This window comes from Microbacterium sp. AC215 (assembly GCF_979258645.1).
Window position 1 is genome coordinate 1,594,294 of record NZ_OZ409869.1, and the last position, 14,017, is coordinate 1,608,310.

Genomic DNA, 14,017 nt, shown 5'->3' on the forward strand with positions numbered 1-14,017 from the left:
TGCGGGGTCTCAGCGCGTCTCGATGACGCTCGGCCCGTTCGGCGTCGCGCGTACGGAGAGCTGCGCGGGGATCTGCTCCTGCATCGCCTCGACGTGGCTGATCACCCCGACGGTCCGACCGCCCTGTCGGAGCTCGTCGAGGGTGCGCATAGCGACGTCGAGCGTGTCGCCGTCGAGGGATCCGAACCCCTCGTCGATGAAGAGGGTGTCGAGACGGATGCCGCCGGCTCGCGCCGTGACCACCTCGGCTAGTCCGAGAGCGAGGGCGAGCGAACTCAGGAACGTCTCGCCGCCTGACAGGGACTGCGCTGGCCTTGTCTGGCCGGTGAATGCGTCGAACACGACGATCCCGAGCCCGGATGCCGCGCCGCGCGCGGCGAGCGCGTCGGAGTGACGCAGTTGGTAGCGCCCGGTCGACATGTCACCGAGGCGTCGATTGGCCGCCTCGACGATCTCCTCGAGCTCCGCGGCCAGCACGAACGTCTCGAGGGTCATCTTGCGCGTGTTCGCACCGCGCCCGGCGATGGTGTCGGCCAGGTTCTGCAGGACTTCGTACTCGGCGGCGTCCTCCGCGGTGCGCGCGTGCTCGGCGGCGGCGGCCTCGATGAGTGCCGCGAGCTGCTCCGCCACGGCGGCAGCTCGCCCGGCTTCGTCGACCGCTGCCGACCAGCGCTGCCGAGCGGCGAGGGACCTCAGCTCGGCGGGATCGAGATCGATCGGCTCCTCGGGCAGCGTGCGCAGTTCGAGGTCGAGGAGGATCGCGCGCTCCTTCTCTCTGAGCACGGCATGCTGCGTGATCCGGCTCTCGAGCGCCGCCTGGGAAGCGGCGGAGCGCAGCGCCCGCTCGACAGCGGCCACGTCGGGAAACTCGGAGGCGGCGAGTGCGGCGTCCCGCTCGAGCATCGCCGCGGTCGCCGCCTCTGCTCTGCGCTCACGTTCGGCCGACGCCTCGACCAGCGCGAGAGCAGCCTGAACTTCATCGAGCGTCGCAGCGAGCCGCGCTGCCACGGAGTCGAACGGTCCTTTCGCGTCGGCGATCGCCTGACGCGCCTCGGCCATGCGCTGAGCCACGAGCGAGTGCTCCTCGCGGGCTGCGGCCAGCGCGGCGGTGTCACGTTCGCGATCGATCTCGAGCCGCCGGATGCGTTCGATCAGGGCGTCGCGCCGCTGTTCGAGCATCGTCCGCTCGTGCGAGGCCTCGACGCTTTCCGCGTGTGCGGCGGTCGCGTCGTGCAACTCTGTGGCAGCCTCATCGGCTGCTCGGCCGTCGGCCCGGGTGACTGCGGCGGCGAGATCCGCACGCAGCGAGGACACGTGCTCGGCGGCGTCCCGCTCACGCCCGGCGATGATGTCGCGCTCGGTCTCGGCTTCGTCGACGTCGTCGGCGGACACCGGATCCGTGTGCACGGCGGGAGCGGGATGCTCGGGGGATCCGCATACCGGACACGCTTCGTCGTCCTGCAGGGAAGCCGCCAGCTCTCCCGCGATGCCGTCGAGGCGGCGCTGTCTGAGCTGAGCCAGCGCCGTCTGGGCCGCGGCGAGCGCGGCGCTGGCCTCAGCGAGCTCTCGCTCCGCTCCGCCGTGCGCGACACGGAGGCGTTCCGCCTCGAGCGCCGCGGCATGCCGCACGGCGGCACCATCTCGCGCTGCAGCCAGATCCGCGACGCGATCGGCACGCTGCCTCGCGGCGTCGCGGTCCAGAGTGAGCTGTTCGAGCTGTCCCGGAAGAGCGACGCGATCGGCCTCCGCGGCCTCGATCCGCGCGGTCGCCGCCGCCACGGCATCCGCGGCCGCGGTGAGCTCGGCGTCGAGAGCGGATGCGGAACCCTCCAGTTCCGCCGCCCTCTGCCACGCGCCCGTCTGCCTGGTGCGTTCAGCCGCCCATTCCGCGAGATCGTCCGTGACGATGTCGTGAGCCGCCCACACGGCGCGTGCGCGCTTCTCGGCTTCGATCGACGCATCGAGCGCAGAAGACGCCGTCGCCGCGGCCGTGATCGGGCCCCGAAGAAGCTCAGCAGTCCGAGCCTCGTACAGTTCCGTCCGCGCGTCCGCGATCCGATGCTCCTCGGCCTCGAGACGATCGAGCGCTGCCCTGGCGCGATCGCGCTCGATCTGCGCCCTCTGCTCGTCTCGCAGCGTCGCGAGCGCCGCATCCGCGGCATCCGACTCCTTCTCGGCGTCGACACGCTCCGCCGCGCGACGCTCGGCGCGGTAGTCCGCTCGAGCCTGAGCGCGACGCAGACGGTCGAGACGCTCGTCCGTCGTCATCACGAGGGACTCCGCCTCACTCGAAGCGGTGTCGCCTCCCTGCGCGTCGCTGTCATGCCCGAGGTCGGCGTTGTCGACCAGTCGCTCGCCTTCGTCGAGGCGGGCTGACACGGTGGCGAGACGGGCTCCGAGTGACCGCTCCGCCGCCTTGCGTCGCTCGTCGAAACGTGTCTGCACGTCCTCGAACCGCTCGGTGCCGAACAGCCGCCGCAGCAGTGCCTGCCGCTCACGGCTTCCGGCGAGCAGGAACTCCGAGAAGCGGTTCTGCGCGAGCAGGATCACCTGCAGGAACTGCTCACGGCTGAGCTGCAGGATCTCGTCGAGTTCGTAGGCTGCCTCGCGCTCCTTCGCAGCGAGTCCGATCCACTCGCCGCCGATCAGGGTGTCGAGCTGCACGGCTGCCGACTGCACCGTCATCCCGCCGCCACGCTTCTTGGGCCGCTCGTACTCGGGCGAACGTGTGACCCGGTATCGGCCGGCCGGAGTGCTGAACTCGACGACAACCTCGGTGACGTCGTCGGGCTCGCAGTGGTCGCTGCGCAGTCGCTTCTCGCCACCCTCGTACCGTGGCACCCCACCGTAGAGAGCGAAGCAGACCGCATCGAGGATGCTGGATTTGCCTGCTCCCGTGCGACCGGCGATCAGGAAGATGCCGTCGTCTGCGAAGGCGTCGAAGTCGACGACCTGACGATCGCGGAACGGCCCGAAGCCCTCGACCTCGAGGAGGTGCAGCTGCATCAGAGCGCCTCCTTCGCTGTCGGAGAGTCTTCGCGTCGAGCGGCCACCGGACTAGACGAGGGCTTCTGCACGAACGCGGTCATCGAGCACCTCGCGGATCAGCTCGGCCTCGCGCTCGGTCGCCCCGTGTCCTGAGCGGACGTGCTCGAGGAAGGCCTCGATCCGTTCAGGATCGGTCACGGCACCCTGCAATCTCTCGACGTACGACCGCTCGATCGTCTCCGAGGTCTGGGACGGCTGATGCTGCACCATCGCGCAGTGCGGATACCGCTCACGGAGTCGGCGCATCGGCTCTGTCTGGGCGAGCGCGTCGGTGTAGACCGCGCAGACCCAGTCCTCCGCGTGGGCGGCGACGTTCTCGGTCGACAGGATCTCCTCGAGGGTGCCCGTGAGCGTGACGAGACGGCGAGGCACGGGGAGCTCGAGCCACTCGACCGATGCCAGTCCGGTCGCGTCGAGCTCGACCAGCCAGGACCCGCGCGGCTTGTTCTGCTCGCCGAAGCTGTAATGCAGGGGGGCGCCCGAGTAGCGCACGCGCTCGCTGATCTGCTGGCGCCCGTGGATGTGACCGAGGGCGACGTAGTCGGGACCGTCGAACACGGTCAGCGGCACGACGTCGAGACCGCCCTGCCGGACCTCGCGCTCGAGGCCCACCGTGGCGTCGACCCCGGCGGAGAAGCAGTGGGCGATCGCAACGGACCGACCGGGGTGTTCATTCATACCGACCCGTACGAGGTCCATGGCGTGCGCCAGCGTCTGCGCCTGCGTGCGCAGTTCGGCCCCGTTCCAGTGCTGTCGGACGATGGCGGGCTCGAGGTAGGGGATGCCGAAGAAGTGCACGGGGCCGTCGGCGTCTGTCAGTGTCACCGGAGTGCCGATCGCGAGGGGGTCGGTCAGCACATGGATGCCGTCACGCAGCAGTCGCGCCTGGAACCCCAGCCGCGCGGCGGAGTCGTGGTTGCCGCTCGTGACGATCACACGGGCCCCCGTCTCGTGCAGCGCCACAAGAGCGTCACCGAGAAGCGTGTACGCGGGGCCGGCGGGGGTCGCCGAGTCGAACACGTCGCCGGCGACGATGACGACGTCGACCGCGTGGTCGCGAACCTGCGCCGTGAGCGCCCCGAGCACCTCGGCCAGCGCGTCCATGGTCGAGTTGCCATGGAAGGTGCGGCCGATGTGCCAGTCGGAGGTGTGCAGGATTCGCATACTCACACGCTACGAACCCCCACCGACATTCGGTCCGAGGCGTGCCGTGGCGCCCGTTCCCCGCATCGAGATCTCCGCGATCCGGCCGAGAGAGGACGCCACGACGACGTCAGTGCGCAGCGACGGCCAGTCCCGGCTGCGCCGGCATCAGCTCGTCCTTCGTGCCCCGCACCATCACCGCGGCGATCACGGCGGCGACGAGCATGAGGATCGACGCGACGATGAAGACCCAGCCGTAAGCGTCGGTCAGCTGCCCGGGGTCGAGATCCGCCTGGGCGTGCCCTCCGACCGACGCGGCGTACACGGCTGTGAACACCGACAGGCCGATCGATCCGCCGATCTGCATGGCCGAGTTGGCGACTGCCGACGCGATGCCCGCGTCGTGCGGAGCCACTCCGGTGAGAGCGAGGTTCTGCAGCGGGATGAAGACGAAGCCCATGCCGACGCCGAGCAGCACGAGCGCCGGGGCGATCTGCACCAGGTAGGCGCCGTCCGGGGTGATGCCCGACAACAGGAACAGACCCGCCGCGGCGATGAGCGGTCCGACGATCATCATCGGCCGCGGTCCGATCACTCCGAGCAGCTTGGTCGCGATCGGGGCGATGATCATCGTGGCGATCGGCAGCGGCAGGGTCGCCGCGCCCGCCTGAAGCGCGCCCATCCCGAGCACGAACTGCAGGTGGAAGGTCAGGTAGAGCGTCGCGCCGATCATGATCGCTCCGGCCACGCCCTGGATCAGGAACGCACCACCCCTGACCCGGTCCGCGACGACCCGCAGCGGAAGGAGCGGCTGGGCCACGCGGCTCTCGACCCAGACGAACGCGGCGAGCAGCACGACTCCGAGCGCGAGGAAGGTGATGGTGAGCGGGTCGCCCCAGCCGTTCTCGGCGAGGCTGAACCCGTAGACGAGGGAGCCGAGACCGAGGGTCACGGTGATCGCGCCCCAGACGTCGTAGCGGTTGTCGCCGTCCGCCCTGCTCTCCGTCAGGAAGAGCGCTCCGCCGATCAGTCCGATCGCGACGAAGAACAGGTTGACGAGCAGGCACCAGCGCCAATCGGTGAACTCCGTGAGGAATCCGCCCAGGAGCAGACCGACGGCCGCTCCTGTTCCTGCGACCGTCCCGAAGACGGCGAACGCCGTGTTGCGCTCCTTCCCGGAGGGGAAGGTCACGGTGAGGAGAGCGAGGGCGGCGGGAGCGAGGAGCGCGGCGAAGACCCCCTGGAGGCCGCGCGCGAGGATCAGCTCCCAGCCGGACTGCGCGAGGCCGCCGAACAGGGATGCCGCGCCGAAGCCCACCATCCCGATCATGAAGGTGCGCTTGCGACCGAGGTAGTCGGCGATGCGTCCTCCGAGCAGAAGCAGCGCGCCGAAGGCGAGGGCGTAGGCCGTGACCACCCACTGACGCTGGCCATCGCTCAGACCCAGTGATGCCTGCGCCTGCGGCAGGGCGATGCTGACGATGGTGCCGTCGAGGACGACGATCAGCTGCGTGAGGGAGATGACGACGAGCGCCCACCACCGTGTCTGGGGGCGGGCGCGCAGGGACGATGACATGGAAGAACCTCCGGTGTCGGGGACGATGCCGGAGGTTTCGAGCCTCGGACCAGCGCGCGTCAGCGCCTGACCACCTCAGCCGACGGGGCTGAGCAGAGCATCCATATTACCGGAGGAATGACGCCGCGTAACACAGCGTCACACGTCGATGCGTCAGCGCGAGCGCAGCAGAGACGCGTGCTCGGGATGCGCCTGGAACCAGTCGGCGACATACCAGCACACGGCGTCGACCTTGCGATCTCCGCGCTCCTCGATCTCGGCGACCGCTCCCTCCACGACGACGCCCGCGTAGCCGTGGCCGCGGAAAGTCGGGATGGTGAAGGCTCGCGTCAGGGCGATCGTGTTCCCGTCGTCGCGATAGTCGAGCACGCTGACGAGCTGTCCGTCGCGCGTCAGCGTGTACCGCGAGGCGTCCTTCTCATCAGTGAGGATGAAGCCGGCAGCGAGGGTCGAAGTGGTCACCTTCTCCACGTTACGCCTCGCTCCCCGACCGGCGGCCGTTTTGACACGCGCGGACTTCTTCCGACATAATCCCCCCATGACTACCAACGCAAGCCCTTTGTCCGCCCAGGAGGCGAACAGGACTGCCGGGATGATGATGCCCGGTCCCGTTGGCATGTGTTGCCGAATGTGTCGCTGAACGAACAGCCACTCCGTCTGACCTGACTTCTCGCGATCTGCGAGGACTGGTCTCCGAGCACCCACCCCGTGCTCGCTTCCCGGCTCGCCCGGTCATTCATGCAACGCATCAGAGCCTTCTTCCGGCTCACGTCCTGAGGACTACATCATCATGTCGAACACCGCACTTCTCGAGCGTCCCGCCGCCACCGCCGTCCGCACCGTCTCGTCGGAGCCCGCCGCACCGCTCGATGCAGATCTTCCCGCCGTCCGCTCGCCGCGAGGATTCGCCCTCTACGTCGGTCTCGACGAGATCAAGGCGGCCGAAGCCGGCGTCAGCCTCCCGCTCCTGGTCGACGCTCTGCGCCGCACCCTCGCCGAGCTCGCACCGGGTGCCGAGACGCACGCCACCGTCGCCCTGGCCCCGCACGGCTCCGGCGGCCGCGACCTCGACGTCGTCCGTCTCGCACTGCACGAGCCGGGTGCGATCGCACGCACCAAGGCCGCTGCCGAAGAGGAGGCGACCGACGAAGAAGGCGGCGTCGTGGTCGACATCTCGCGCAAGCGCGTGCTGATCGACGGCGAGTCCGCGGCGTTCACCTACAAGGAGTTCGAGCTGCTGCAGTACCTCGTGCTCCGTGAAGGACGGACGATCGAGCGCAGCGAGCTGGTCTCCGCGCTCTGGCAGGCGCAGGACGACGAGACTCCCGGCGAGCGCACGATCGACGTGCACGTGCGGCGTCTGCGCGCGAAGCTCGGCCGCTACGAGGACATCGTCCGCACCGTGCGCGGCATCGGCTACCGCTTCGACCGGCACGCCGACGTCGTCATCCGCTACGGCCACGGAACGCCCTCGCCCGACCGCTTCTGATCCGAGTGTCAGCCCCGCCACGTATGGTGGGCGCATGACCCTGACCGCGGATGCCGGAGCCGCCGATGCGGCCTCCCGCGGCGCGCCGCGCGAGACCGTGTATCGGCCGGCCGCACCCCTCGATCTCCGCGCGACGGTGGGCATGCTGCGACGGGGGCCCGGCGACCCGACCATGGTGTTCGACGGCCCGGTGATCTGGCGCACGCTGCGAACGCCGCTCGGTCCTGCCGCACTCGCGCTGCGCGCCCGCGGCGACGAGATCATCGCCACGGCGTGGGGCGACGGAGCGGAGCACGCGCTCGACAGCGTCCCGGAGCTGTGCGGCGCGAACGACGACCCCACCGGCTTCGATCCCTCCCATCATCCGCTGATCGCCGACGTCGCACGCCGGTCGGTCGGCATCCGCCTGGCTCGCACGGGCGTCGTGTTCGACGCTCTCGCGTGCGCGATCATCGAGCAGAAGGTGACCGGCCTCGAGGCGTTCCGCGCATGGAGACAGCTCGTCACGAAGTTCGGCGAGCGCGCACCCGGTCCCACCCCGAGGCCGATGTACACCGCCCCCACCGCCGCGCAGTGGCGCCGCATCCCGTCGTGGGACTGGCACCGGGTCGCGGTGCAGCCGCCGCAGTCGAAGACCGTCGTGCGCGCCGCCGAGCGCGCTGAGAGCGTCTCGCGCGCACTTCTGGCCGCCCCCGCCGGCGAGGAGCGCGATCGCGTGCTGACGAGCTTGCCGGGCGTCGGCATCTGGACCTCGGCCGAGACCCGCATCAGAGCCCTCGGCGATCCTGACGCCGTGAGCGTCGGGGACTACCACCTGGCCCATCAGGTCGGCTATGCCCTCACGGGCCACCGCACGGATGACGACGGGATGCTCGAGCTGCTCGCCCCGTGGGCCGGCCACCGGCAGCGAGTGATCCGCCTCATCTTCGCGAGCAGGGTGAGCGAACCCCGTCGTGGGCCGCGGCTCTCCCCCGAAGATCATCGGAGTCGCTGACCCTGCCGCACGGCGCGGATCGCCCCTAGGCTGAGGCCATGTCCCGCAACGCACTCCGCTTCTCCGTCACGGCAGGGCTGCTCATCGTCGGTGTCGTGATCGGCCTGATCTTCCAGAACGTCTGGCTCGGCATCCTGCTCGCCGCGATCGTCTGGCTCGGCTGGTTCATCGGCTACGAGTCCCGGCGCGGCCACAACACCGGCGTCAACGACGAGGACCACGGCGTCGAGCTCTGAGCGTCAGTAGTAGACCGCCAACGGACCGGACGGCCCCTCGACCACCCGCACGGGCGTATCGAACACCCGGGTGAGCACGTCGCCGGTCATGATCTCGGCGGGCGCCCCGAACTCGATGACGGCTCCGTCCTTCATGGCGCAGATGTGGTCGGCGTAGTGCCCCGCGAAGTTGACGTCATGCAGCACGATGACGATCGTGCGCCCCAGCTCCTCCGACGCCCGGCGCAGGTGCTTCATCATCTGCACGGCGTGCTTCATGTCGAGGTTGTTGAGTGGCTCGTCGAGCAGAACGAACTCGGTGTCCTGCGCCAGGACCATGGCGACGTAGGCTCGCTGTCGCTGGCCGCCGGAGAGCTCGTCCAGGTATCGACCTTCGAGGTCCCCGAGATCGAGGAAGTCGATCGCTCTGCTGATGAGCTCCTCGTCGGCGCGCGTCAGCCGGCCCTTCGAATGCGGGAAGCGCCCGAAGCCCACCAGCTGGCGCACGGTGAGACGGGTGACGAAGTGGTTCTCCTGCCGCAGCACCGAGACGATCTTGGCGAGATCCTTCGACTTCGTGGTCGCCACGTCGTATCCGGCGATCTCGATCGCTCCGGCGTCCATGCCGCCGAGCCGGCCGATCATCGTCAGCAGAGTCGACTTTCCCGCGCCGTTCGGACCGATCAGTGCCGTGATGCCGCCGGAGGGGATCCGGAGGTCCACAGGGCCGATCGCGACCTGGTCGCTGTAGTCGCGGCGGACGCCGTCGAGTGTGATCACAGCCTGCCCTTTCTGAGGATGACGACGAGGAACACGGTTCCTCCGACGAGTTCGATGAGGATCGACACCATGCCCTGCGCGTAGAAGACGTTCTTCATGACGAAGTACGCCCCGGCGAGGATCGTGAAGGCGGTGAGCACCGCCACCGGGAAGATGAGCCGGTGGTCGTATGTATCGGCGAACTGGTACGCGAGGGTCGCGACGAGGAAGCCGAGGAACGTCATCGGGCCCACCAGCGCGGTGGAGGTCGCCATCAGCACGGCGACAAGGAAGAGCACGGCGTAGAGCTCGCGCTTGTGGTCGAGTCCGAGCGAGCGCGACACGTCGGGTCCGAGCGCGAGGAGATTCAGCCGCCGTGCCCGCAGCCACAGCAGCGCGGACGCGGCGACGCACAGCGGGATCGCGAGCGGCAGGTAGGACGCGTCCGCGTTGGAGACGTTGCCGAACAGGCGAGCCGCCAGCACGTCGAACTCGCTCGGTGTGAGCAGCCGCTGCATGAAGGTCGATATCGCCCCGAGTCCGCCGCCGATGATGATCCCGATCAGGAGCATGATCTGGAGGTTTCCGTAGCGCCCCGACAGCAGCCATCCGTAGAGCGCCATCGCGAGACCCACCATGATGACGACCTGCAAGCCGAACTGCCAGACGCCCTGGATCGCGACGAGCCCTGCGACGCCGAACAGGTAGACCGTAGTCGTCTGCACCACCCGATAGAGCGATTCGAACCCCATGATCGACGGCGTGATGATGCGGTTGTTCGTGACCGTCTGAAAGCTCACGGTCGCAATCGCCTGCGCCACCGCGACCACTGCCATCACGGTCACATTCGTCACGCGGAGCTTCGCGATGCGCCAGAACCCAGGCGATCCGATCGGCATGGGGTTGTCCCAGGCGAGCAGGGCGAAGGCGAGGGCCGCGGAGAGGACGATGAGGACGCCCAGCACCAGGGCGTAGCGACGGCGCGCACGCGCGGATGTGAAGGATCCGGAGGTGCGGGCATCGACCGCGAGTGCGCTAGCCACGACGACGCTGCCTCAGCAGGAGGAGGATGAAGACGATCGCGCCGACGATCCCGAGGATCAGCGAGACCGGGACCTCGAACGGCATGATGATCGTGCGGCCGATGATGTCGCAGACCGTGACGATCGCGATGCCCAGCAGACACACCCACGGCAGGTTGCTGCGCAGGTCGTCTCCTCGGACCATCGAGACGATGTTGGGCACGATCAGTCCGAGGAACGGGAGGTTGCCGACGACGACCGTGACGACTCCGGTGGTGACGGCGATCAGCACGGTCCCGAGCAGGATCACGCGGTTGTAGTCGACGCCGACGTTGGTGGCGATCTCCTCCCCCAGTCCGGCGATCGTGAGGCGGTCCGCCACGATGAAGACGACGACCCCGACGACCGCCACGATCCAGAGCATCTCGTACTGCCCGCGGAGCACCGACGTGAAGCTGCCGGCGAACCAGACGCCGATCGCCTGCAGCGAGTCGGTGACGAGCGCGAAGTACGTCGACACCGATCCGACGACGGCACCGAGCATGATCCCGACGATCGGGACGATGAGCGACGACCGGAGGGAGACGCGGCGCAGGAACGCGAAGAAGACCATCGTGCCGATGAAGGCGGCGATGATGGCGCCCGTCATCCTCAACGGGATCGACGGGTTCGGCACCAGCACCATGACGGTCAGCAGACCGAGCCCTGCCCACTCGGTCGTGCCGGTGGTCGTGGGTTCGACGAAGCGGTTCTGGGTGAGGAGCTGCATCACGAGTCCGGCCATCGCCATGGCGGCTCCCGCGAGGACGAGAGCGATCGTGCGCGGCACGCGGGTGATCTGGAACATCTCCGCGCCGTCCGCGGCCCCCGCGATGTCGTATACGCCCGTGAAGAGCGACACGACGAGGAGTGCGACGACGACGAGGATGCCGACGAGCAGCTTCACGTCGAAGAGCCGCCCGACGGAACGGGGCGACTCGATGGATGCGGTGCGGGTGTGGGTGCGGGTCATCATGCGACGCCGGACGGCGGCATCCGCTCGGAGCGGATGCCGCCGGTCGGCCCTACTTCTGCGCGGCCTCGAGCGCGTCGGCGAGGTCCTCGAGGAACGTGGTGTACGTCTGGATGCCCTCGTTCAGGTAGGTGTCCGTGGGCATGTAGACGATCTGCTCGTCAGCGACGGCGGTGACGCCGGAGAGCGCCTCCGAGCTCTCGAGGATCTCGGACGCCTGCACGTAGTCGGGGGTCTCGGCGGCGAAGACCGCATCGCGGTCGAGCACGAGAAGCCAGTCGGGGTTGGAGGAGGCGATCGCCTCGACAGAGATGTCGTCGCCCTGGTGGTCGTCGGAGGCGTCATCGACCTCGAGCGCCGGCGTCAGACCGAGGATGTCGTAGATCGGTCCGAGCGAGCGCCCGACGGTCGGCGCGAGGTACCCGATCTCGCCGCCGGAGGTGTTCACCGCCATGACGGTGTCGGCGTCGTCGTATGCGGCCTTGGCCCGCTCGACGGCCGCGTCGAAATCGTCGACGAGCGCCTGCGCCTCGTCCTGCTTGCCGAAGATCTCGCCGAGGACGGTGGTCTGACGCTTGAGCTCCTCGTCGAAGGGCTCGCCCTCGCGCGGCTCGAGGTCGATGATCGTGGCGTCCGGCACGAGCTCGGCGATCGCCTCGTTGTGCTGGGTGAATCGCTGGCCGCTGATGATGAGGTCGGGTTCGACGGCGACGATCGCCTCGAGGTCGGGCTCGCTGTGCAGGCCGATGTCGACGATCGACTCGTCGTCGAGGTACGACACGGTGTCCGGCATGAGCGCGACAGCGCCGGCCGAGAGCTCGACTCCCCAGTCGGAGAGGGTCTGGAACGTGCGGTTGTCCAGTGCGACGACGGATGCAGGGGGCGTGGCGATCTCGTGCGATCCGCTGTTGTCCTCGACGGTGACCGAGTCCGCTGCGGCTGCGGTCCCCTGCGGCTCGGCGTCGGAGCCGGAGGCGCAGCCGGCGAGGGTGAGGAGGCCGACGAGACCGACGCTCGTAGCGGTGAGGATTCTGGGCATGGACATGGAGAGACTCCTGTTCTGCGGTGATGAGTGCGCGGAAACGGCGCGGGAACGGCGGACTTAGGATGCCCTAACTCCACCTCCAAGATAGGTTAGCCTTACTTTATGAGCGATACGAAATCCCGCTTCTCCATCGAGCGCCGCGGCCTCGATCTGCGCTTCCGCACCGTCACGCTGACCGCCCGGGAATGGCTGGCCCCTGGCTACGTGCGTGTCCGACTCAGTGGCAGTGACCTCGAGGGCTTCGACTCTCCCGGCTCCGACGACCACATGCGCCTCTTCTTCCCGTCCGGTCCCGTGGAGTCCCTCGAGCAGATGCGGGAGGCGCCGAGTCGCGAGTACACACCTCTCGCCTGGGGCGACGACTGGCTCGACGTCGAGTTCGCGGTGCACGGCGACGCAGGGGTCGGCGCCCCGTGGGCCGCGACCGCTCCGCTGGGTGCATCGATCGGAGTCGGTGGCCCCCGCGGTTCGGCCGTGCTCAGCGGCAGCCCCGGATCCTGGCTTCTCGTCGGAGACGAGACCGCCATCCCGGCGATCCGACGCTTCGCCTCGTCGATACCCGCCGGGGTGCCCGCCCGCATCGTGATCGAGACGGCCTCCGTCGGCCGGGAGATCGAGATCGACACCCCGGTCGACGTGGAATGGCTGCACCGTGGCGACGCCGCCGAAGGCTCCGCCCTCATCGCATTCCTCAACCGCCTGACCGCCGACGATTCGGTCGGCGACGACCCGTTCGTGTTCATCGCCGCCGAGCAGTCGGTCGTGAAGCCCGGGCGCGCGCTGCTCAGCCGGTGGGGCGTCGACTCCGCGAACGCGGTGGTCAAGGGCTATTGGAAGCGGGGCGAAGCGGAGTACCACGCTCCGCACTAGTGCGATCCGGGCGCCGACTGGAAGACTGGACGCATGGCTCTTCTGGATCACCTGGGCATCACCGTCAATGAGCTGGAGCGCGGTCGCGCGCAGTTCCATCCCGTGCTGACGGCCCTCGGCTATCAGAGCGGCGGCGAGGACGACCACTCGATCTCGTGGCACAACGGCGACGAGACCGAGATCATCCTGTACGCCTGGGATGAGGAATCCGGCCCCCATCGTCACGGCCGCGTGGGATGGCAGCACATCGCTTTCTCTGTGCCGACGCGAGACGAGGTCGACCGCCTTCACGCCGTCGCGCGCGATGCGGGATGGTCGGCCGTGCGCGAGCCCAAGGAATATCCGCGATACACGGAGCGCTACTACGCCTCGTTCGTGGAGGATGCCGACGGCATCCGGATCGAGTTCATGCACAACCCGCCGCGCGAATCCGAGTGACGCGCGAGCTCTGCGGCGCGTGAGCCCGGCTCTCCTGCACACCGAGGCCGGAACACGAGTTCCTCCCACTGCTCGGGATGGCGGTATACAGCGACGCCTCTTCCGATTCCTCGTCTGGAACGATGCGAGGATGACACGGTGCACCTCATGAACGACGCTCAGATCTGGACCATGATCGGGTGCTTCACCGCGCTCATGTTCGGCATGCTCACGGTCGTCTCGACGTTGTTCATCCGCGTGGTGCGCACCGAGATCGGCGGGCTGCGCGGGGAGATGAACGCACAGATCGGCGGACTTCGGGGCGAGATGAACGCCCGCTTCGATGCCGTGAACACGCGGATCGACGGACTCGACCGCGACATGCAGGCCGTCGTCAAGCGCTCATTCGGCCTCGACCGCGACTGAC

The 14,017-nt window shown here is 68.7% G+C and carries 14 protein-coding genes; 6 read left to right on the plus strand and 8 right to left on the minus strand.

Annotated elements, in window-relative coordinates:
- Nucleotides 1-9: 9 nt before the first annotated feature.
- The 4 genes from ACZZZF_RS07920 to ACZZZF_RS07935 all read right to left on the minus strand — a co-directional run bounded on the left by ACZZZF_RS07920 (nt 10) and on the right by ACZZZF_RS07935 (nt 6,229).
- The gene (locus ACZZZF_RS07920) at nt 10-3,006 is read right to left on the minus strand and encodes an AAA family ATPase (protein ID WP_463497867.1); all 2,997 of its coding nucleotides are present in this window, start codon (nt 3,004-3,006) and stop codon (nt 10-12) included.
- A gap of 51 nt (nt 3,007-3,057) precedes the next feature.
- Entirely contained in the window at nt 3,058-4,212 is a 1,155-nt protein-coding gene (locus ACZZZF_RS07925; protein WP_053098836.1) for an exonuclease SbcCD subunit D, read from the minus strand.
- 109 nt (nt 4,213-4,321) lie between these two features.
- Nucleotides 4,322-5,767 carry an MFS transporter gene (locus tag ACZZZF_RS07930; protein ID WP_447647429.1) on the minus strand — a complete coding sequence of 482 codons (1,446 nt, stop codon included), beginning with the start codon at nt 5,765-5,767 and terminating at the stop codon, nt 4,322-4,324.
- 153 nt (nt 5,768-5,920) lie between these two features.
- A complete protein-coding gene (locus ACZZZF_RS07935) occupies nt 5,921-6,229 on the minus strand; it encodes a GNAT family N-acetyltransferase (RefSeq protein WP_053099389.1) in 309 nt (102 codons plus the stop codon).
- 328 nt (nt 6,230-6,557) lie between these two features.
- Between ACZZZF_RS07935 and ACZZZF_RS07940 the strand changes: the two genes are divergently transcribed.
- From ACZZZF_RS07940 to ACZZZF_RS07950, 3 genes are read left to right on the plus strand one after another with little or no spacing between them, the layout of a single operon-like run.
- A complete protein-coding gene (locus ACZZZF_RS07940) occupies nt 6,558-7,256 on the plus strand; it encodes a winged helix-turn-helix domain-containing protein (RefSeq protein WP_463497869.1) in 699 nt (232 codons plus the stop codon).
- A gap of 34 nt (nt 7,257-7,290) precedes the next feature.
- Complete coding sequence (locus tag ACZZZF_RS07945) at nt 7,291-8,250, plus strand: DNA-3-methyladenine glycosylase family protein (RefSeq protein ID WP_463497871.1); 960 nt, start codon at nt 7,291-7,293, stop codon at nt 8,248-8,250.
- A 38-nt stretch (nt 8,251-8,288) separates the two neighbouring features.
- Nucleotides 8,289-8,486 carry a hypothetical protein gene (locus ACZZZF_RS07950; protein WP_053098832.1) on the plus strand — a complete coding sequence of 66 codons (198 nt, stop codon included), beginning with the start codon at nt 8,289-8,291 and terminating at the stop codon, nt 8,484-8,486.
- A gap of 3 nt (nt 8,487-8,489) precedes the next feature.
- Here the strand turns inward: ACZZZF_RS07950 and ACZZZF_RS07955 are convergent, their stop codons facing one another.
- Genes ACZZZF_RS07955 through ACZZZF_RS07970 form a run of 4 tightly spaced genes read right to left on the minus strand, consistent with a single transcriptional unit; the run spans nt 8,490 to nt 12,303 of the window.
- Entirely contained in the window at nt 8,490-9,245 is a 756-nt protein-coding gene (locus tag ACZZZF_RS07955; protein ID WP_463497873.1) for an iron ABC transporter ATP-binding protein, read from the minus strand.
- Nucleotides 9,242-10,267, minus strand: coding sequence for an iron chelate uptake ABC transporter family permease subunit (locus tag ACZZZF_RS07960; RefSeq protein ID WP_463497875.1), 1,026 nt, complete (start codon nt 10,265-10,267; stop codon nt 9,242-9,244). Before ACZZZF_RS07960 ends, ACZZZF_RS07955 begins: the two co-directional genes overlap by 4 nt.
- Complete coding sequence (locus ACZZZF_RS07965) at nt 10,260-11,258, minus strand: iron chelate uptake ABC transporter family permease subunit (RefSeq protein ID WP_056277730.1); 999 nt, start codon at nt 11,256-11,258, stop codon at nt 10,260-10,262. The genes ACZZZF_RS07960 and ACZZZF_RS07965 overlap by 8 nt, the downstream gene beginning before the upstream one ends.
- 52 nt (nt 11,259-11,310) lie before the next feature.
- Nucleotides 11,311-12,303, minus strand: a complete 993-nt coding sequence (locus tag ACZZZF_RS07970; RefSeq protein WP_463497877.1) for a siderophore ABC transporter substrate-binding protein — start codon at nt 12,301-12,303, stop codon at nt 11,311-11,313.
- Nucleotides 12,304-12,405: 102 nt separating this feature from the next.
- On the opposite strand from ACZZZF_RS07970, the gene ACZZZF_RS07975 reads away from it, so the two are divergent.
- The 3 genes from ACZZZF_RS07975 to ACZZZF_RS07985 all read left to right on the plus strand — a co-directional run bounded on the left by ACZZZF_RS07975 (nt 12,406) and on the right by ACZZZF_RS07985 (nt 14,016).
- Entirely contained in the window at nt 12,406-13,173 is a 768-nt protein-coding gene (locus ACZZZF_RS07975) for a siderophore-interacting protein (RefSeq protein ID WP_072590780.1), read from the plus strand.
- Between the two features lie 33 nt (nt 13,174-13,206).
- Complete coding sequence (locus ACZZZF_RS07980; RefSeq protein WP_056277047.1) at nt 13,207-13,611, plus strand: VOC family protein; 405 nt, start codon at nt 13,207-13,209, stop codon at nt 13,609-13,611.
- 147 nt (nt 13,612-13,758) lie between these two features.
- Complete coding sequence (locus ACZZZF_RS07985; RefSeq protein ID WP_072592217.1) at nt 13,759-14,016, plus strand: hypothetical protein; 258 nt, start codon at nt 13,759-13,761, stop codon at nt 14,014-14,016.
- Nucleotide 14,017 lies beyond the last annotated feature (1 nt).

Coding starts and splice junctions, on each gene's coding strand:
- ACZZZF_RS07930 (WP_447647429.1), bottom strand. CDS start 5,767: ATGTCATCGTCCCTGCGCGCCCGCCCCCAGACACGGTGGTGGGCGCTC.
- ACZZZF_RS07920 (WP_463497867.1), bottom strand. CDS start 3,006: ATGCAGCTGCACCTCCTCGAGGTCGAGGGCTTCGGGCCGTTCCGCGAT.
- ACZZZF_RS07925 (WP_053098836.1), bottom strand. CDS start 4,212: ATGCGAATCCTGCACACCTCCGACTGGCACATCGGCCGCACCTTCCAT.
- ACZZZF_RS07965 (WP_056277730.1), bottom strand. CDS start 11,258: ATGACCCGCACCCACACCCGCACCGCATCCATCGAGTCGCCCCGTTCC.
- ACZZZF_RS07945 (WP_463497871.1), top strand. CDS start 7,291: ATGACCCTGACCGCGGATGCCGGAGCCGCCGATGCGGCCTCCCGCGGC.
- ACZZZF_RS07950 (WP_053098832.1), top strand. CDS start 8,289: ATGTCCCGCAACGCACTCCGCTTCTCCGTCACGGCAGGGCTGCTCATC.
- ACZZZF_RS07975 (WP_072590780.1), top strand. CDS start 12,406: ATGAGCGATACGAAATCCCGCTTCTCCATCGAGCGCCGCGGCCTCGAT.
- ACZZZF_RS07940 (WP_463497869.1), top strand. CDS start 6,558: ATGTCGAACACCGCACTTCTCGAGCGTCCCGCCGCCACCGCCGTCCGC.
- ACZZZF_RS07980 (WP_056277047.1), top strand. CDS start 13,207: ATGGCTCTTCTGGATCACCTGGGCATCACCGTCAATGAGCTGGAGCGC.
- ACZZZF_RS07985 (WP_072592217.1), top strand. CDS start 13,759: ATGAACGACGCTCAGATCTGGACCATGATCGGGTGCTTCACCGCGCTC.
- ACZZZF_RS07970 (WP_463497877.1), bottom strand. CDS start 12,303: ATGTCCATGCCCAGAATCCTCACCGCTACGAGCGTCGGTCTCGTCGGC.